Below are 19,275 nucleotides of genomic sequence, written 5' to 3'. Positions count from 1 at the left end.
TTCATCAAATTCAGTCTTCGCCATGCTACTTCTCCTATTTGCAGAAATAGGCTCAGCCTAACCTGCTGGGTGAAGCAGCCGGTACATCCCATTAGTAGACGGTCGCGAGCTGAGAACAAAAAGGCCAGTCTCCGCATTTAGCTGACCTAAAACATCAGGCAACTGCGATAGACTATGAGCAATTGGCTGGATTTACACGGACAAGAATTGACGCGAAGTTTAGAGTTTGGCTGGGGTAATGCATAGGATTCACCCCAGCCGTCTCAGAGCAACCGAGGTTGTTTTTGCTCTGAAACATTCACAATTCGGTTCATTTCAAAAGATCGTCAACAATCCCGACGGCGTCAACCACAGTCGAAAGATCTTCCGTTACCTCCAGAATCTCATTGTCGACTTTGATGTAGCGATTGCCTTTGCCCGGTTCGCCGAGCTTCCACTTGGAAAGGTCACCTATATCGTCGAATTTTAGATCACCTGGAAGCTTGGCTCCACGCGTGTAACGCTTGATCTGTCCTGGAGGCACCGCTTTGCCGTCTTTGTCTAGCTTGTTGCCTTTGCCAGGTTTGTCTTCGATCTGAATGCTAGCGCCAGAGTCCTTACCGCTTTTCTTGGGCTTCTTTCCCTTGTTGTCTTTGGCAAAAGCATCACTGGCACCGATAGTGAGAACCAATGTTGCCAAGGCAGCGGCTACAAACTTGAACATACTTTTCACCCCTTGTTACTTCGATATTCAAAATAGGGTTTGAGGCCTATTTCCCCATAAAGCGCGATTACAAACTGAATCTCAATCTCAATCTCAATCTCAAACCAAAGACTCAGGGGCCCTGGAGTTGAAATCTGTTTTGTCCAAGTGTTGAAGGTCCGCTTTTAGCGCATTGCCGTTATTGTCGCACCGTGCAGCAATTTGCTTCTATGGGCTCTTCGCCGCCATCTGATTCTTTTAGTCAGGATTTCTGAGGATGAATGGCCGCTTCTAGTAAATGCGAACGTTCACTTGGCGGCTGCAGAGAATGGCTGGTTCCCGCCCTTCCTGTCGATGACAACAACGGCCCAAAGCGGGCTTTCGCGGAGGTCGAACACAACGGCTGCTCTTAGCCTAAAGCGGACCAATAAAACCCTCCACCAGGTCGTCGGCGAATCTGTATTGGCACAATCCTTTCTCCCAATTCTTCGTTTCTGTGCAACGCACTACACCATAGGTAAAGGCCCAACAAAAAAGCCTGCACTAACTAGCGCAGGCTTCTCGTGTAACTGCAGAACGTGCTGACTTACTCAACCAATTCAAAGTCGCCGGGTTTCCAACTCTTGTCGAACCAAGGTTCCAACGGGCCATAAAGACGCATCATCACGTTGAAGCTTTTTCCTGGCTTTGTTTGCGCCCAGTTGCTTTCCCAGCCTTCGGGAGCTTTGGGGCCAACGTAAATGGTGTAGCTTCCATCTTCATTCGCTTTGATGCCAGGGCGTTTGGAGTCGATTCCACCAGACTTTTGATCGGTTTCCAAAATCGAACGCGTCTGACCACTGTAGAGCATGAACGACCAGAAGTTTTTGGCAGGCACCGGGCCAGGCAAGGTTACCTTGTAAGTCTTTGAGCCATCTAGATATGCCCCGTCTCCGTCCCGTGCCGTCATGGCGTAGACCGAACCCGACCCAACGGGAGGTGCAGTCATAGCTGGGGTGATACCCGTTGCCATGTAGAAGAAATAGGTGCGGTCATCCAGGATACGTGCGCCATCCTCAAGGAACTGGTAGCTCTGCCTTTGAAAAGGTGAATTCCACTGGCGGTCTTCGTAAAAGAACACTCCTGGATCACGCGAGGCATAGGTGATTGAACGGGCAGTTGCATTTGCAATCGCTGCTGCTTCTTTCAAAATGCCCTGCATACGCTCGTCAGGTTCGAACGGTTCTCCTTTGCGGATTCCGAGCGAGGCAAAATTCCCGACGATTTCAGGAGCAAAAGCCCCTACAGGGTTGTTGTCCAGAGCGACGTGGATCTCTTCATAGAAGTCTTCATTGTTTGCATGAACAGTGTTGTATTGGACCCCTGACACATTGATGAAGGTCTCCGCTGGCGGATTAGCCGCTTCGCTTAGCGAATAGACATTCAGGCCAGCCTTGATTTCGGCAACGGGACCTTCGGTTTCCCCATTTGGGCCAGGCGAGCGTCTTAGCAAAAGCCAGTGCTCGTAGGTCTTGGTGCGCAGTTCAAAATAGCCGTCTGGAACCGGGGTTTCATCATCCTCATGCATGAGGAGGTATTTTCCACCCTTGCCTTTATCAGCACCAAGAGCACCGATGTCGGCGACATAGTCAAATGCAGCATCGTCCAACAAGCCGAGCAAACCCGCGGGCACCTCGATGACCATCGGCCCTTCGGATATGTCAACATTTGATCCGATGTAGATCGTGGTCGTGTTCGGAGTGAGCCAGATCGATTTAGCATCCATGAGATCTTCGGTGATCACAATCTCGTTCGGTTTGGCCCCGGCGTCTTCGTAGCCCTGGAACATCCCCCTGAGTGAGGCGATTTTCATACCATCCATAAAGGCCGTGGTTGCCCGGATCAGGTCGAGGTTGTCGAATGCCTTTTGCACCGTTTCATCCGAAGGCATGCCGTCGAAAAACTCTAGGTTGCCCAATGTGTCAGTTTCTACAATATCCGGCGTCAGGACATTCTCGGGTACATCAGCGGCATACTTCGGCGCGTCAGCAAATGCGAAGGTCGTGGTAAGAACCAACGCGGTGCTTGCCATTAGTGCGGTTAGTTTCATTGGTGTGTCTCCTTAATCTGATAAACTAAGAATATGCGTTTGCAGTGTTGGATAACTTTGAGTTTGGGACATGAATTTGTAGGTTGAGACATGCCCTAAGTTCTCTGCAATACGCCTTTAGATGAGCGGAAAACTCTCTACTTGAACTTTTCCATGTCAGGCAGAATCCAGCCGCTTTGCAGCCAACCTTCTTCCGGCCCATAGAGGCGGAACAAGAGGAAGTAGCTTTCCGGTGTAGGGATCCAGTTACTTTCTTTTCCTTCCGGGGCTTCCGGGCTAAAATAGATGTCGTAGGATCCATCCTCGTTCATCTGCATATCTGCTGCATCTCGCGATGACAGGCCTACCCGGTCGACATTTCGAATGAAGCTCTTGGTCTCCATCGAATAGACAATAACAGACCAGAAATCCTTGGCTGGCGTGTCGGCGGGGACATTTAGCTTATAGGTTTGCGTGTGGTCATACATTTCACCGTCGCTGTCGTTCAAACCCGTCAGATAGAAAGTGCCTCCACCCAGATATTTGGGCAGATAGGTGATCCAGAAGTAGCTACCGCCTGCACGATCATCGACCAGAACTTCGGTTTCGGTTTCATACGGGAAGCCAGCCTCAGCCTGCCCTTCTACAAAATCCCAGACAAGCCACTGAGTTTTCATCTCACCCTTATCGTCAACCCAAAGCGGTACAGTCGCCTTGCCGGGTTCAACGAAGTATCGCTGCATCTGGGCATAGGCCAACACCAGCCCTTCATCCATTGCTGCCAGTTGCCGCTCGGTCGGTTCAAAGGGCTTACCCTTTTCTATTCCCAGATCCTTCAGGAACGAGACCATGACCTTGTCTTGAGGGCGCACCGGGTTTCCCTGGAGCCAATCATTCACGTCTTGAAAGAAGGTGTGATTGTAATACGGCAGGGAGTCGTAAGGCACCTCGGACGCCTCGTGATAAGTGGTTGGAGGTGGATTTTCTGCCTCTGACAAATAGTAGACCCCGATCTGCTGAGCATACTCGGCGGCGTCGGCATCGGTTGCACCATTGTAGAGGCGGGGCCGGAACGAGAACCCGTACTGGTAGGTGTCCGTCTCATAAACAAGATAGCCTTCGGCCTCGAGATCGGCCTTAGATTTCTCGCCGTCGTAGCCAGGCGGCAGCAGCAGGTATTTGCCGCCTTCTCCCTTGTCAGCGCCGGAAGGGCCAACATCTTCAATCGGCGAATCCCAAGCATTCACAATTGTTCCGAAGTAACTCACTTTGTCAGTGGCCGCTGGCACCTCAACCACCAACGGGCCCGGTTCAGAAGTCATCGAACTCCAGGCATAGGCTGTCACGTCGTTTGCCGTAAGGAACCCGTGTTTGGAATCAAAAGGCTTATTCAGGTACACCACATCATTGATATCGCCCCCAAGATCCCGGCGAATACCCTTCAAAAAGTCGATCATGCCAGTTGCCGGCATGGCCCAAATTGCTGCTTGGGTCGCCCGCTGGACCATCATTTGATATTCGACGTCTTGTACTTGGGCAGAACGCGCAAGGATGTTTCCGGTATCATTGAAGGTTTGTGCTTGCGTGGCATAGGCCGACACAGACAAAGCAACAGTTAAAGCAATGCGTGAAAGTTCAAACTTCATATTGGTTTCCCTTGGCAAAATCGTGACAGGAGAGTCGACACTAGCCAAAAGGTAACTTTCCAACGTATCATTTCACGACAATTGCCCTTTCGGAAACAAAAATGTGATGTCTCTTCCTCCAATGATTACAGCGAAGGCTCTTGGAGCTATGCCTCAGTTCACGCTGGAAGCTCTCGGAGAGAGAACCTTAACCCGAGCCCTCGCCAAGGCTGAATTGCCATATGATTTTGTTGAAAGCCGCGATGGCTACATTCCAAAACAGGCACTGGCTAGCTTCATAGGCGAGGTAGGCCGCGCAGTTGGTGACGAAAACATTGGTCTATTATGGGCACCCGAGTTAACCGTCGCGGACTATGGTGCCTGGGGCAGGTACGTTCTTGGTGCCCCAACTCTTCGTGCCGCTTTAGAGCGTGCGCAAAAAGTGATGCCATATCACTCTTCTCACGACAGAACATTCTTTAGAAGCGTTGGTGATCTTTGCGGTTATGAATATCGTTTCTCCCTCAAAGCTCATGTAGCGTATCCAAGCATAGCTTTCTCGGCACTGGGTGCGGTGCTTAGTGTTTTCGTACACTACATGAGACCAAAATGGAGGCCAAAGCAGATACGAATAGACCTGCCTCGCCCAACAGCACACGAAGAAGTTGAAGCCACCTTTGGATGTCCGGTCACCTGGGAACAAGATCGACTGGAAATCCTGTTCGAGCAATCTGCTCTGATAACTGCGGCCAAAGGTGAAACTCCTACAACGGCAACACTAGAAGAAATCGCAAGAGAGCGTTCAAATGTAACCCCATCCTGTTTTACCGATGTTGTGTCGAGGATCATGGAACTTCAAATTGCCACTAACGGAATTTCTCTTGAAGGAGCGGCTAGGACCATAAACTTCGGACCCCGAGCATTGCAGAGGCGATTACGAACAGAGGGCACGAATTTCCGATCTCTGGCCAACCAGGTCAAGGCGAGCAGGGCAAAGGAAATGCTGCGTGTAGGATCCCTGTCAGTGCAAGAAGTTGCAGTCGACCTTGGGTTTGAAAACTCCCAGAACTTCAGCCGAGCTTTTCGAAAAGCAACCGGTCTGACACCCTCAGAGTATGCAGCATTTTGTGGGCATCGCTGAAGCAAGAAAAGATTGTTTCTTCTACCTTTTGATTGAGTGCATCCACCCTGATTAACGCGTTGTGGACGCGCTCAACTGTGCTCCCGTTTCCGCCACTTATCGATCTGGGGATAGGCACGTATCGCATTTTCCTCCAAAGAAAAAAGTGTTTAACGACGTCTTGCCACGAGAGCCTTATGTCCGCTTTGTCTACTCTTTTTGGACATACATGAATGCCGCAGCGAAGGTCCGGTTTCCGCCCATAGTGACCAAATCTGCATAGTGCAGCATGGATTTCCTAGTGGATCGAACCAGCCTTTCTCTGCAATCTCAGTGAACGGCTGGTTCGGTTGGGTGACAGGGCAGGAAAACAGTGAACGGCCCACAGCCGACCTTGGTGCGGCTCGCAGACAATGGCTGCTCCGAGCCCAAAGTAGCCCTGACACTGCAACGCTGCAAACTGCTGCCTAACTGCAATTGGCAATGATCGTTGTTCAGCCAATAGACTAGCCATGTAACGAAACTCGAGCCTTTGACCCAAAGCGCTAACCAACGTAGGAAGTAATCTGCCACCCAATTTTACGAGGAGAATGGAGTTTGAACCGCAAACTGGCCGCCGTATTGGCTGCAGACGTCGTCGCCCCCTCTAACGCATGACGCCGAATGAACTGGGTTCATCCGGCGTTGGAAATGAGGGCGGGGTTTTCGGGACGCGCTATCCGTTGCGGTTGTCTTGTTTGCAGTCGCGCTTGTCTTTGCCGACCAAGCCATTTGCACCACGGCAACCCTGACGATCATCACGGCGATCCTGGCGGCGATCCATGCCGCGTGTGTCGGCAACGTCATAGCTTGTGCTGGCGCTGGCAGCCGGGGCGTCCATGACCGAGACTGGTGCAGTAGAAGCGGTGGCCATCGAGGCGGTCAGAGCAACGGCGAGGGCGGCGAATGTGGTTTTGGTGAACATGGTGTGTTTCCTTTGGTGTGTGTTTGTCTGTTTCTGATGACACCAATATGCGGGCTGCCCACCGTTAAAACTCGTGCCTGCGGGACATGAATGTGTGAATATGGGACGTTTGAAAAAGAACTGCCTTAGGGCATGGGTACGCCCTGAACAACAAAAATGCGGCCCAGTGAGGCCGCAATGTTCGCATTGTGTTTCTGACCAAAGGTTACGCGGCTTGTGCCGTGTGTGCCAGTGACAGGCCTCCTTGGCATGCATTATCGCCAAGTATTGCAGCAGTGCCCTTGCCAAAGAAGGTCAGCATTTCCAGCGCCTTGTGTGGAGGAACATTCAAGGGATCGACGTCGCGTGGGTTAAAGAGCGCGGTGATACCGGTGCGTGGGCTTGGTGTGCTGGGCAGAAACACAACGATCTCTCCTGTCTCAGTGCGCTCAACCTCAAATCCGATCTGCGCAACACCGTTGTGGCGTGCCACTACGGTTTTGAACCCTTTCATCGAAGTCTCATGGTTCAGCGCGCCACCGATGATGCCTTTCAAAACCGAGTAACCGGGAACATTTCCTTCCAGTCGTTGATCGATGCGGTCCGCCCGGGCTGCGACGATCGGAAGATAGGCAATGAGGCCCACAAGAAAAACGCCGACGATGAGGCCCATTACCATCAATGCATCGAGGGCCAGAATACCCGCCGCAGTTTCGATTTCAAATTTCGCGGCCAAAGGCTCTGCAAGTTTGCGCAGCTTGCCAAATGCCTTGCTGAGTGCAAATCCAAGGACGCCGACCGGGATCAGGAGAAAGACGCCGGTGACAAGTGTTTTTGTGATGAAAGCTTTCATGGTGTGTCTCGTTTGGTTGTGTTGCGTGTGTCTGTTGTGAAGTAAACATGCGTTGCATTCACGCGAACATCCCGTGCGACTGGGTCAGTGATGTGTGAAATTGAGACAAGTGGTCGGTTATGGTTTACGGCAGAAATATGAGGGCCCAAAACGCATGACGCCGAATGAACTGGGTTCATCCGGCGTTGGAAATGAGGGCGGGGGTTTTAGGACAGGTTATCCGTTGCGGCTGTCCTGTTTGCAGTCGCGCTTGTCGTGACCAGCAGCACCTTCGGATTGACGGCAACCCTGGCGATCATCCCGGCGATCCTGGCGGTTGTCCATGCCGCGTGTGTCGGCAACTTCATAGCTTGTGCTTGCGCTTGCGACCGGGGCGTCCATGACCGAGACTGGAGCAGTTGAGGCAGTGGCCATCGAGGCAGTCAGAGCAACGGCGAGGGCGGCGAATGTGGTTTTGGTGAACATGGTGTGTTTCCTTTGGTGTGTGTTTGTCTGTTTCTGATGACACCAATATGCGGGCTGCCCACCGTTAAAACTCGTGCCTGCGGGACATGAATGTGTGAATATGGGACGTTTGGGCGATCGCGAAAAAAATGGCAGTGCACCCGATTGCGAGCGCACCGCCATATCGTTGACTGAACTTATGTGAAAACTCAGGCCGGCAATTCGTTTGTTGGTTTCCAGCCAAACCTTTCACGCAGCCCCTGGAATACCATGAATAGCATCGGGGCGATCAGTAATCCGATTGTTGCTGCCGCCAACATTCCGAACAATACCGGAATGCCCACTGCTCCCATAGCGCCTGAACCCGGACCGTGGGCTTCGACCAAGGGGACAAGGCCCATGATAAACGCGAGGCTGGTCATCATGATCGGGCGGAACCGCATGCGGGCGCCTTCGACCGTGGCTTCTTTCAAGGGCATCCCTGAGTTTCGCTTTTCCAGACAGAAAGAGTACATGATGATGGCGTTTTTGGCTGCCAATGCGATCAGCACCACCATTCCGATTTGCGTATAAAGGTCAAAGGCCAGACCGCCATACTTGACGCTCAGGACCGCGCCAAGAATGGCCACGGAAACCGTCAGCAAAACGGCGATTGGGATCATCGTGCTTTCGTAAAGCGCCACGAGAAACAGGTAGGCAAACAGAAACGCCAGCCCAATCACCAGCGCCGTTTTGCCAGCCGCTTGTTTCTGCTGTAGCGCAAGGCCGCTCCACTCAAAGGCAAACCCGTCTGGCAATGCCTCTGCCGAGACCTCCTCCATGGCATTCATCGCCTCGCCCATCCCGAACCCAAGTGCGGGGCTGCCGTTCAGGGAAACGGCCCGGTAGTTGTTGTAGCGTGTCAGGGTTCTTGGGCCTGCCGTCAAACCGGCGTCCGCAAATGCATGAACCGGTATCAACTCACCTGACGAATTTTGTACACGCACATTCAAGAGGTCCTCGATTTCCGAACGATGCTCGGTGTCGCCCTGGATTTTGACCTGCCAGTTGCGCCCGAAACGATTGAAGTCGTTTACATAGGCCCCTCCTAGCCTTGCCTGAAGGGTTGCGTAGATGTCAGGAAGCGATACACCCAATCGTGCTGCTTCGGAGCGATCGATATCCAGTTTAACTTGCGGTGTGGCCGCATCGAAACCGCTGAACACCATCGCGATACTGTCCGCACTCATCCCTGCGATAGACAGGGCTTTGGAAACTGCGGCCATCTCTTCGGGTTCCTGGCCGGTCAACCCTTCGAGGACATAGTCAAAGCCTCCAGTTGCGCCCATGCCGGATATCGTCGGAGGGGTGACAACAAGAAAGGTCGCATCCGGAATGGCGTTTAGCTTTCCTCGGAGCCGCGCAACCGTCGCGCTGGCTGATAAATCATGATGCCCTTCGCGGTCGTGGTAGTCCTTCATTTTGGTGAACATCACGCCAGCGTTTGAGGCCGCTCCGCCTCCAATTAGATCCAAACCATCGATGCGCAGGACCGTCCTGATTGCCGGATCGTCACGTACGAATTGCTCGGCCCTGTTGCTAAGCTCTTTTGTCCGCGCCATCGATGCTCCGGCGGGCAGTTGGTAGGCCACCATAATCGAGCCTTTGTCCTCGCCGGGAACAAAGCCGCTTGGGATGGTTTCGATTGTTTTTGCGGCCATCCAGCCAAAGCCTACGACCGCGACGAGAGACAGGACCGACAGCGACAACAATCGTTTGGTTGTGGCTCCATAGCCGCGGGCGACAGCATCAATCCCGTGCGAAACCTTTTGCATTATCCATGGAAGCTTGCCGTGCTTCATCAAACGGGACGACAGGGCGGGGGACAAGGTCAGTGCGCTGATCATCGACAAAAGCATTGCAGAAGAGATCGTGACTGCGAATTCCCGGTAAAGGACGCCCGAAGATCCGGGTAAGGTGGCTACGGGGACAAAGACCGCCAGCAGCACCAAGGTGGTGCCCAGAATGGGCGCGAAAATGTCCCCCATCGCCGCAGAGGTCGCTTGTTTCACGCTGAGATCGGGTCGGTCGTGCATCACACGCTCGACATTCTCGACCACGATAATGGCGTCATCCACCACGATGCCAATCGCCAGAATAAGCGCCAGCAAAGAGATCGTATTGGCAGAGTACCCCATGAAGTTCAAAACGGCGATTGTGCCAATCACCGACACGGGAACCGCCAAAAGTGGGATCAGCGTTGCACGTGCGCTCCCTAAGAACAGATAGACAATCACAGTCACCAGAACGAGTGCTTCGACAAAGGTCTTGATCACCTTCTTGATCATTACATTCACAAACTCGGCATTGTTTTGCACTTCCACATAGCTCATCCCTGCCGGGAAGCGTTGGGCCAGATGCTCCAGCTTGGCCGTGACCGCGGCAGCCGTGTTTACTGCGTTGGCCCCGGGCGAAAGGTAGATCCCAACTGCCGCCGTGGGCCCGCCGTCCAGCAAAGCCTTGCCATCGTACTCACCACCAATTTCCACGCGGGCGACGTCGCCAAGCTTCACTTCACCGCCATTAGGGTCAACCGCAAGATAGATGCCTTCGAACTCTGCCGGAGTCAGCAAAAGCCCCGGCGTGATGACCGTCAATTGCAGCGCCTGATCGGGTTTGGTCGGGGCAGACCCAATGGTGCCGGCGGGGCCGATGATGTTCTGGCTTCGCACCGCATTCACGATGTCGCCTTCGGTCAGGCCAAGGTTGGCAAGTCGTGTTGGGTTTTCAACCCAAATGCGCATCGCATAGGGTGCTGCACCAAATGAGACCGCGTCACCGACACCGTTGATGCGCTTCATCTCGTCAATGACATTCAGGTTAAGGTAGTTCGCCAAATAAAGGCTGTCAGCCTCTGGGTTGGTCGATTGAAATGCGATGATCTGGACAAGATCCGGCGATCGGGTTCTGACCGAAATGCCCTGTTGGCGCGCCTCTGCCGGCAGCAATGGTTCGGCGGCTTGGACGCGGTTTTTGACATCCACGGCTGCCAGATCAACATCCGTTCCGATCTCAAAGCTCACCGTCAGGGCATAAAGCCCGCCGTCGTTCGAGCTGGATTTCATATAGACCATGCCCTTGGTGCCATTGACTTCGTTCTCAATGGGTTGGGCGACGACCTGTTCCAGCGTCCTTGCAGAGGCGCCGGGGTACTTCACGGTTACCACAACGGTAGGCGGTGCAATGGCCGGATATTGAGAGACCGGAATGATTTGCCATCCGATGACGCCCAACAGAACAAACAGTGCGGAAATGACAAAAGCCAAACGGGGGCGGTTGATGAAAATATCAAAGAACATGTTGCTGGCTCCTCAAGCAGGTTTGGACGAAGCCAAAATTCATTCTTTTTCTGCGGGTGTAACGGGCTGGCCAACACGGGCCTTGGCGTGCCCGGCAACGATGACCTGGGTGCCTTCATCAAGACCCGCCAGAATTTCCATACGTTGCTCAAATTCCCGACCAAGGTCTGGGCGGGCGACTTCGACAACATTGTCAGGCCCGACCACCAACACATAAGTGCCAATCTGGTCCAGCAAGAGCGCTGTTTTGGGTACGGTCAACGTAGAGCTTGGGTTGCGCTCGGATACGACCACTTCGACCGATTGTTGATCGATCAGCAAATAGTCGGGGTTCGCCACAACGCCCCGCAGGACAATGCTGTTGGTCGACGAATTCGCCACTGGAGCCGCAAAGTCGATATTTGCGGTATGGGGAAAAGTGCTGTTGTCGGGCAGAACCAAAGAGACTTTCAGATCAGAAAGCTTGCGGCCTTCTTGGAGATACGCAGTGTAAAGACCAAGTGGCACCAAAAAGCCGACTTTGATTGGGTTGGACGACACGACGGTCACCAGAGGCCCGGTATTAGGCCCGACCAATGCGCCGACGCTGATGTGCCCAATGCTCATCCGCCCGTTCAATGGCGCATTAATTGTTGTGCGATCCAGTTGAATTTTTGCCATCTCCAAAGCCACCTCAGAAGCGGTGACGTTGGCTTTACTTTGGTCGTAGCGCGCTGTGGCCAGTTGCAACTCCGATTGAGTTCCCGTGCCTTTGTCAAAAAGTTGCTTTTTGCGATCCCATTCTATGCGCTTCAATTCCGCTGCAGCCTTGGCGGCTTTAAGCGCTGCTTCGGCACCTGCCACTGCTGCCTCATACTCGGCCGGGTCAATCGTATAGAGCAAATCCCCTTCGGACACGGGCCAGCCTTCGTCAAAGTGAATGCCTGTCACGATCCCGTTTACTTGTGCGACGATGTCGACTTTTGCCGAGGCCAGTACCCAGCCTGGGAAGCTGTCGGTTTCAGCCTGTGTTCTTGGGGTCAACGTCTCAACCAAAACACCAGGTGGAGAAGCTTCTTGAGCTCGGGCGGAGCCAAAAGCCCCAGCAAAAGCGACAAAGCAAGAGACTTGCAACGCCCATTGAACCGAATTTGCGACAAACAGCATAGTTTCCGACTTCATCTCCACCTCTAACGTTTTGATCCCACAATAGGATAACGCACTTTTCCGAAAAGTCCTTTGAAACTTTTAAGAGGGCAACTGACGTCTTGTCCCGAAATCACACATGCACGTCCCAGCCTGATGAGTTTTGGCGATGGGCAGCCCGCATATTGGTGTCATCAGAAACAGACAAACACACACCAAGGGATACACACCATGTTCACCAAAACCACATTCGCCGCCCTCGCCGTTGCTCTCACCGCCTCGATGGCCACCGCCTCAACCGCGCCGGTTTCTACAATGGACGCACCAGTCGCGAGCACCAGCACAAGCTATGAAGTTGCCGACACGCGCGGCATGGACAACCGCCAGGATCGCCGGGATGATCGTCAGGGTTGCCGTCAATCCGAAGGTGCCGCAGGTCACGACAAGCGCGACTGTAAACAGGACAACCGCAACGGATAACGCGTCCTAAAACCCCCGCCCTCATTTCCAACGCCGGATGAACCCAGTTCATTCGGCGTCATGCGTTTTGGGGAGCAAGTGTTGATGGACACATCGGTACTAAATGGTTGTCTCAAACTCACAAGCCTGCCATCAATGTCTAAGTCTGCCATGTCCATTCCTGTGTAGAGTCATCCGAGAGGCGCCGCTTGATACTGCAAAAGAAAAATGAACGCTTTCTTCACGTTTGCAATGAGATTTCCAACAAATTGGGTGACGCTAAAATGGAGCAGCTCGTCCGCCGCGTTGGGGTGGATCCAAAGCATCGTGCGGACGCAGACGTCACCACGTTGCAAGAGGCTCAGCTGTTGCGAGAGGCTTGTAAATCCGCAGAAGACATCAGTTTTGCCGCGCGAATAGGATCAACGTTTCGTCAATCCCAAACACTAACTGGGTACATTGCCAAAAGCTCAAAAACACTAGGCAGCGCTATTGAGAACTCGGCTCGGTTTTACACTCTGGCGGATTCTGAAACGAATTTTGATCTTTCGAGAACGTCCAGCGAAGATGTGATGAAAATAGAAAACAACAACGGAGCATTGTTGCGCCATCACCGATTTCAGGAGTTTCTTGTTTTTGGGCTGCTCGCACGGCTGAGAGTTCTTGCCGGTGTTGATTTTTTCCCTGAGAAGCTTTGCTTGCAACACGAAGTTGGCGATCACCAGCAGCCCTTTACAAAGCTGGCTGGCTGCCGGGTTGAGTTCGCGTCAGAGTTTACAGGGATCGTCTTTGGGCAAACCACCCTGGACCTCCCGATGGCGAATTATGATCCAAGCCTTGTTGATTATCTCTCTGAACTTGGCGCCAACATGCTGGCGGCGCATGGCACCCATCGCGACAGCTACCGCGCACAGGTCGAAAAGCACCTGATAAAACAACTTCCTGGACGAATCCTTTCGGCGGATGAGGTCGCAGATAAATTGGCGATGAGTCGCCGCACACTCACCCGACATTTGACCGCCGAAGGAACCGGGTTTCGCGAAATCGTTGATGGGCTCAGGTTTGACATAGCTAAAACTTATCTTAAAGATGGTCTGAGTATCTCAGAGATCGCCTTCATGCTTGGCTATGCAGATCATGCAGCTTTCTCGACAGCGTTTACCCGCTGGGCTGGACAGAGCCCTCGGACGTTTCAAAAGTCTAATCAGGGTCATTGAAACGCATTTCAATGCACACCGTCTTTCACGCAGGGAGTCGAATTATGAGCCGCTATACAAGAACCGTTACAATTGGCCTGCTAAGCGCTGCGTGGTTTCTGTCTCCAGCCATTTCAACAGCAAACGAGGCAGCTGGACATGGCAGCGGACATGAACATGGTCCCCATATTGTTGAGATTTTCCTTGGCGCCACGTCGGCGGATCACCACGGTACAAGAGAACAGGCGGGCTCACTGGGCGCGTCCTATCGATATGCATTCAATCACACGGTCTCCGCAGGTGTTCTGGCGGAATACACAGGTGGTGCATTAGATCATTGGGTGCTTGGCGTTCCTTTTGTGTTCAATCTGGGCCAGGGCGGCTGGCAAGGTACTTTGATGCCGGGCGTGGAATTGACCAGCAGCCATGAAGAAGCCCTGTTTCGTGTTGGCCTGGGCTATGAGTTCGAATTCGACGGATATGCGTTGAAACCAGAACTGAACGTCGACTTTGTGAATGGCGAAACGGTCTATGTGCTGGGTGTCAGCCTCGGGTTTCGGTTCTAACTCATTTGTTTTGACGAACGAGTTTGTTGTGAAAACGTCTCTTTCTATCCGTTAGTTTTGGAGCCTACTTTTCGAGCCAAATTGCATTTTTTTGGCATGACCTTTTGATGTGAGTGATTTCTCGCCGGTCTTTTCTGTCCCAAATTCACTCATACGCGCCCCAACCTAACGAGTTTGAACGGCAGGCAGACTGTATATTGGTGTCATCAGAAACAGACAAACACACACCAAAGGATACACACCATGTTCACTACTTTCACAAAAACCACCGTTCTCGTTGCAACAGCTCTGACATTCGGCACGGCCTCTTTTGCAGACAACACCAATTCCTCCGCAACACCCCAGTTTGAAAGCCATGAACTCGCTCAAACCGTTGGTATGGATCGTCGTCAGGATCGTCGCGAAGATCGCCGCTATGACCGCAACGATCGCCGGGACGATCGTCAGTCCTGCCGCCAAGGACACGGTGTCGGCGCCGACAAACGCAACTGCAAACAAGCCGAACGCCAAGCGCGCAACATGAATGGCTAAGGCGAAACACTGGTTGGAACCTGAACCCCGCCTCTCATCACAGACACGTCACACCGTTCGAGACGGGACAGTTCCGATCAGAAATCTCGGCCCACCTCCATTATGGACAATGGGCTGGCAATCATGGCGGCGCCTGATGGTCGCCATTTTCCTGGGAAACCAGGCGCGCGGAAGCCGAACTTGGTGTGTTGTTGTCTGAAACGGCTTCCGCGAACGTCTTGTCACCAGAAGCCGTCAGAAACCAGACGGCACCGAAAGGCTAACGAAGAGTTCAGCAACCCTCTTAAACCGTTAATATGTATACCGAAATTTTCCGCAATGATCGTCGATTTCGATGGATTTTCTCGACTATTTTTCAGCAAACCGGATGGGTGGCTCCAACTCAGCCGAAAAAGGCAACCGTACGTTCAACAGTCCAGAAAGCCGCAACACTGCCAATTGCATATCCCGCTACCGTTAAGCCTACCCCGCCCACTTTGGTTTCTGAGATTGCCCGAGTGGCTCCTGTTTTGCCCAAGATAAACGCGACGATCAGCAAGCAAGCGACAAACATCAACTGCCCGGTTTCGATCCCGATATTGAACGCCAGCAAGGCAAGTGGAATTTCGGAGTGTGGCAGGCCAATATCCTGCAGGGCGCTGGCAAACCCCAACCCGTGCAACAGACCGAATGCAAAGGCCACCAACCATGGAGAGCGCTGCATCATGGTTTTGCGGTTGGCGTTTTTTGTCACAACCTCAACAGCCAGGAACGCGATCGACAGAGCAATCACCGCTTCGACCGGTGGCATGGGCAGAGATATCCACCCGGTCGTGGCCAGGGCCAAGGTCATACTATGGGACACGGTGAAGGCGGTGATAGCCCAGATCAAATTGCGGCGATCAGGCACCAGTAACAGCAAGGCAAAGACAAAAAGAAGATGGTCAATACCTGCCAGAATATGGTCGACGCCGAGCGCGATGTAACTTGTCAGAACGCTCCAAGAGGTTTGCGCGGCTGGCAATCTGGCTGATGGTGCGTCGGGTGTCAGTCGAAGCGTCGTTGCAGGCGCCCCGGGCTCGGACACAAAGCGCACCAGTACATCCGTTGCAGTGCTTTGCAGTTTTTCAATAAAGATATCCCCTTCCCAAATCGGGGTCTCGCAAACTGTGATCCAGCCGCTGACATAGGCACGCCCATCAAAGCGAGGGGTGCCACCACGACGCGGGGCGCAACCGGCGGGAAGCACGGCGTCGATCTCCATTGCTTTGCCGCTGACCTGGGGCTTGCGCCAGGTCACCTGCCATTGGTCATTCTCGGCTGGAATGATCTCAAGGTATCCGGGCTCGAGTGCATGGCTGTGCGCGGAACCTGCAAGCATCAGCCCGATCAGGCATGCGCACAATGCGGTCAGGGCCGACCTCATTGGGACAGAACCTGAGACAAATCTGGTGTTTCAATGTCGTATTGATTTCGCAGCTGATCAAACCTTTCCAAGCGAAGGTCTTCTGCCTTGTCGCGTCGCCAGTCTTGTTCGATGCGGTCACGCACCGCCTCAAATGCGGGCAACTCTCCTGGAGAGAACACGTCCAAACGAACAAGGTGTTGGCCATAGCCAGATGTGACTGGGCCGCTCCAAGTGCCGGGTTCCAGCTTGGCGATTTGTTCAAATACACCCTGACCAAACGTACCATCTACCGCCTGCGCTGATATCGGGGAAACTATGGCAGGCAAGAGAGATCTGACACCCACTTGGGTGAAATCGCCCCCTTCGGCAAGCGCATCAAGAATTGCAGGCAAGCTTTCCTGAACAGGCTCAGGAAGAAAGACCTGCGCAAAAGCCACTCTGGGCGCGCTGCGGTATGTCTCAGCATTTTCGTCAAAATACGCCTTCAGCATGGTATCATCGACCACAGAAGCCTCTGCACCAGCCTCGGTCAAAAACTCCATTTTTTGACTGAGGCGCTTGCGTACGATCGTATCGCCCTGATCCAACCCCAGCGCCAAAGCTTCGCGGACATAGATTTCCTCGCGCACGTAGGCATCGACAATTGCTTCCAGTTCCTTTGCAGAAGGCGGTCGGTTCCTTGTTGCTTGGAACTGAGAGGCAAGCCATTGCGCATCCTGTGTCGAAACAACGATGACGGGACGATCAGGTGTTGGCGGTGTGTCGTCGACAACAGAGAACAGCGCGAACAGCGCTGCACCAATCACAAAAAAATGCAGCAAAGGCTGCCGCAAAAGCGTAGTAATCATAGGGGGCGGTTCCGGTACTCATATCTCTGTCGATGTATCATCTTACGAGATGGGCAAAAATTCAAAGACTTTGCATAATGGAGTGGAAATGTCTGGCCGAGGCAACGGTGGGCGCCCCGACCAGATTGGTCTTAGGACGGTGAATACCAGATCGGTGACGTATAAGCACGTTCCTGATGGATCAATTCAATGCCCTCTGGGAGCTCGGCACCGAGACGCAGCTGATCGTACAGAACCCAACGTGGTGTCGGAATCTCGATTACACGACCATAGTAGAACGCGCTTTCGGCAGGATCAAAATCAGGGTCGGTCCACACCGAAATCAACTCAGATGCACCGATCGTGTTCGTCCAGTTTGCAGCCTCGATATCAACCGTGTTGCCCACAGGGGGCAATTTGCCGTTGGCATCCGGTTCGCGATCATCGGACCATGCAACGTCATACACCTTCTCGTGCAGGTTGCCTTCGGCGTCCATCCAGCCTTTGACGATTTGAACGCGATCGAGGTTCGCCCCGATTGGATCCCGCAAAGCAAGGGTCATGAAAGTCGGCGCTTTGCCATCAGGTGCTTTGCGCAGATCGCCGCCCATCGGCACGCCTTTTTCATAGCCTACGAATGCGGGCTGACGGCTGCGCAGATCATCTTCGTCAAAGTCCCAGCCACCAAAGAAGCGCACGGCCATGCGAGACCCTGTGGTCGCATAAGTCTCTTTGCGTTCCATTGCGTCAAAAAGGGCTGCGCGTGTGTTTTCGGTTGCCCAAATGCCTTGGTAGCCCGAGGCCAGCAACATATCACCTTCGATGGCGCCAAGGGCGGATTTGACGAACGGATGCTCTATCCGTGACTTGGAAGGTTCAACGCTTGTGGATTTGCCAAAGAAGTTCTCTTCTTCGGCAGTCGGCAAGGATGTATGCGCATCGGTCGCGCCGATCATTCCGAACTTATAGGGGTTGGTGCCCAGTTTCTTTTCTAGCATCAAACCGTTCTTCAACGCTTCGCGCGCGTATTCTCGCGGCAGCATATCCGGTGTTTTCAACTCGGTGATATCCAGGTTGGCAACGTCCCAGGTGCCATAATCGGCAAACTCATCGTCCGGCGACAAAGCGGGGTGGGTTTCGCCGTCACCCTTGATTTGTGTGACCTCATACAGTGGCTCCCATTTGGCTCTGAGCTGGACATAGTTTTCATCAACGACACCGCCAGCGTAAGTCGTTTCAACCGGGAACATCCAGCCATTGGACAGGTTGCCGTTGTGAGAAATGGCCAAGGCCTGACCACCTGTGTTCGCCTCATAGTCTTCCAACCATTGATATAGGTCCAATGGGTCTGTCGTTCCCAAAGGCGCCTGTGTGGTCAGAGGAGTCACTTGCCTTGCGCGAATGCCACCGTCTCTCAGAATTACATTTCGGTGCAAGTTGAAACCCTTAGGAACCGACGTCCACTCATAGCCGATGAAGGCTGTGAACCGGTGTGGCTCGTTATAGCGTTCAGCGGAATCGATGATTTTCTCCCAGACACCGTTGTAAATAGGTGACCCGGGGCTATAAGCCTCCATCAATTCCTCGGGGACGGTTCCTTGCGAAAAATTGCCAATCAGGTCAAAGGCCGCTTTGCCAGCAGCTTCTCCACCTTTTGCAAACCCTTCAGCCCATTCTTTGCCTTTTGGATTGGCCATGATGTTTGGCGCGCCGCTCTGAATATCCGTCGCAATGCCCATCAAGTCCGAGTGATCGGCAACCACCAGGAAATCCAGCGGCCTGCTGAGCTTGAGCGGTTGATTGGTTGAGGTCATTATCTCTTCGCCTCGGGCAAGTCGATACGCCGTGTCCGGGCCTGTGGTGTTTCCAAACAATCCGGCGTCTAGCGACAGCCCGGTATGCAGGTGCGTCTCACCCCAGTAAACGTTGCTGGGAAACGACCGTTTGGCGTAAGGCGAATAGGCTTTGCCTGGGTAAATGCTGCTGAGGTTCTCTAGCTGAGGCGCTCCTGCGTCCTGAGCAGAGCCGAGGGTCGGCGCCGCCATCAAGGTCAGGCTGAAAACTACTGATTTTAATATGGCATCGTTCAAAGATTGTTTGGACATTGGCTC

General features: G+C 53.2%; 16 protein-coding genes. 5 read left to right on the top strand and 11 right to left on the bottom strand.

Annotated elements, in window-relative coordinates:
- Positions 1-310 precede the first annotated feature (310 nt).
- The 3 genes from BUC32_RS20225 to BUC32_RS18315 all read right to left on the bottom strand — a co-directional run bounded on the left by BUC32_RS20225 (position 311) and on the right by BUC32_RS18315 (position 4,396).
- A complete protein-coding gene (locus BUC32_RS20225) occupies positions 311-703 on the bottom strand; it encodes a hypothetical protein (RefSeq protein WP_083599402.1) in 393 nt (130 codons plus the stop codon).
- Between the two features lie 565 nt (positions 704-1,268).
- Positions 1,269-2,771: a DUF1254 domain-containing protein gene (locus BUC32_RS18320; RefSeq protein WP_073256477.1), complete on the bottom strand. Its 1,503-nt coding sequence runs from the start codon at positions 2,769-2,771 to the stop codon at positions 1,269-1,271.
- A gap of 137 nt (positions 2,772-2,908) precedes the next feature.
- Positions 2,909-4,396, bottom strand: a complete 1,488-nt coding sequence (locus BUC32_RS18315; RefSeq protein ID WP_073256474.1) for a DUF1214 domain-containing protein — start codon at positions 4,394-4,396, stop codon at positions 2,909-2,911.
- Positions 4,397-4,502: 106 nt separating this feature from the next.
- Between BUC32_RS18315 and BUC32_RS18310 the strand changes: the two genes are divergently transcribed.
- Positions 4,503-5,516, top strand: a complete 1,014-nt coding sequence (locus tag BUC32_RS18310; RefSeq protein ID WP_083599401.1) for an AraC family transcriptional regulator — start codon at positions 4,503-4,505, stop codon at positions 5,514-5,516.
- A 694-nt stretch (positions 5,517-6,210) separates the two neighbouring features.
- Here BUC32_RS18310 and BUC32_RS18305 read toward each other — a convergent pair.
- From BUC32_RS18305 to BUC32_RS18285, 5 genes are all read right to left on the bottom strand, one after another.
- Positions 6,211-6,459 carry a hypothetical protein gene (locus BUC32_RS18305; RefSeq protein WP_073256468.1) on the bottom strand — a complete coding sequence of 83 codons (249 nt, stop codon included), beginning with the start codon at positions 6,457-6,459 and terminating at the stop codon, positions 6,211-6,213.
- A gap of 205 nt (positions 6,460-6,664) precedes the next feature.
- On the bottom strand, positions 6,665-7,291 hold the full coding sequence (locus BUC32_RS18300) for a DUF502 domain-containing protein (protein WP_073256465.1): 627 nt from the start codon (positions 7,289-7,291) through the stop codon (positions 6,665-6,667).
- A 216-nt stretch (positions 7,292-7,507) separates the two neighbouring features.
- Complete coding sequence (locus BUC32_RS20490; RefSeq protein WP_139280785.1) at positions 7,508-7,756, bottom strand: hypothetical protein; 249 nt, start codon at positions 7,754-7,756, stop codon at positions 7,508-7,510.
- Between the two features lie 188 nt (positions 7,757-7,944).
- On the bottom strand, positions 7,945-11,073 hold the full coding sequence (locus BUC32_RS18290) for an efflux RND transporter permease subunit (protein WP_073256460.1): 3,129 nt from the start codon (positions 11,071-11,073) through the stop codon (positions 7,945-7,947).
- Positions 11,074-11,112: 39 nt separating this feature from the next.
- A complete protein-coding gene (locus BUC32_RS18285) occupies positions 11,113-12,234 on the bottom strand; it encodes an efflux RND transporter periplasmic adaptor subunit (protein ID WP_073256457.1) in 1,122 nt (373 codons plus the stop codon).
- A 195-nt stretch (positions 12,235-12,429) separates the two neighbouring features.
- Between BUC32_RS18285 and BUC32_RS18280 the strand changes: the two genes are divergently transcribed.
- The 4 genes from BUC32_RS18280 (at position 12,430) to BUC32_RS18265 (ending at position 14,950) form a co-directional block, all read left to right on the top strand.
- Positions 12,430-12,678 (top strand): hypothetical protein, encoded by a 249-nt coding sequence (locus BUC32_RS18280; RefSeq protein WP_139280784.1) that lies wholly within the window; start codon positions 12,430-12,432, stop codon positions 12,676-12,678.
- 263 nt (positions 12,679-12,941) lie between these two features.
- Positions 12,942-13,874, top strand: coding sequence for an AraC family transcriptional regulator (locus BUC32_RS18275; RefSeq protein ID WP_139280783.1), 933 nt, complete (start codon positions 12,942-12,944; stop codon positions 13,872-13,874).
- Positions 13,875-13,918: 44 nt separating this feature from the next.
- Positions 13,919-14,419, top strand: a complete 501-nt coding sequence (locus BUC32_RS18270; RefSeq protein ID WP_073256448.1) for a hypothetical protein — start codon at positions 13,919-13,921, stop codon at positions 14,417-14,419.
- Between the two features lie 243 nt (positions 14,420-14,662).
- Positions 14,663-14,950: a hypothetical protein gene (locus tag BUC32_RS18265; protein ID WP_073256445.1), complete on the top strand. Its 288-nt coding sequence runs from the start codon at positions 14,663-14,665 to the stop codon at positions 14,948-14,950.
- Positions 14,951-15,332: 382 nt separating this feature from the next.
- On the opposite strand, the gene BUC32_RS18260 is transcribed toward BUC32_RS18265, so the two are convergent.
- The 3 genes from BUC32_RS18260 to BUC32_RS18250 all read right to left on the bottom strand — a co-directional run bounded on the left by BUC32_RS18260 (position 15,333) and on the right by BUC32_RS18250 (position 19,269).
- Positions 15,333-16,310 (bottom strand): HupE/UreJ family protein, encoded by a 978-nt coding sequence (locus tag BUC32_RS18260; protein ID WP_245815215.1) that lies wholly within the window; start codon positions 16,308-16,310, stop codon positions 15,333-15,335.
- Between the two features lie 41 nt (positions 16,311-16,351).
- Entirely contained in the window at positions 16,352-17,185 is an 834-nt protein-coding gene (locus tag BUC32_RS18255; RefSeq protein WP_073256440.1) for a peptidyl-prolyl cis-trans isomerase, read from the bottom strand.
- Positions 17,186-17,316: 131 nt separating this feature from the next.
- Positions 17,317-19,269: a DUF3604 domain-containing protein gene (locus BUC32_RS18250; protein ID WP_073256438.1), complete on the bottom strand. Its 1,953-nt coding sequence runs from the start codon at positions 19,267-19,269 to the stop codon at positions 17,317-17,319.
- Positions 19,270-19,275 lie beyond the last annotated feature (6 nt).

This window comes from Shimia gijangensis (assembly GCF_900142085.1).
Lineage (GTDB): Bacteria > Pseudomonadota > Alphaproteobacteria > Rhodobacterales > Rhodobacteraceae > Shimia > Shimia gijangensis.
The sequence above is the reverse complement of the archived record's forward strand: the minus strand, read 5'-3'. Positions and strand labels throughout refer to the sequence as shown.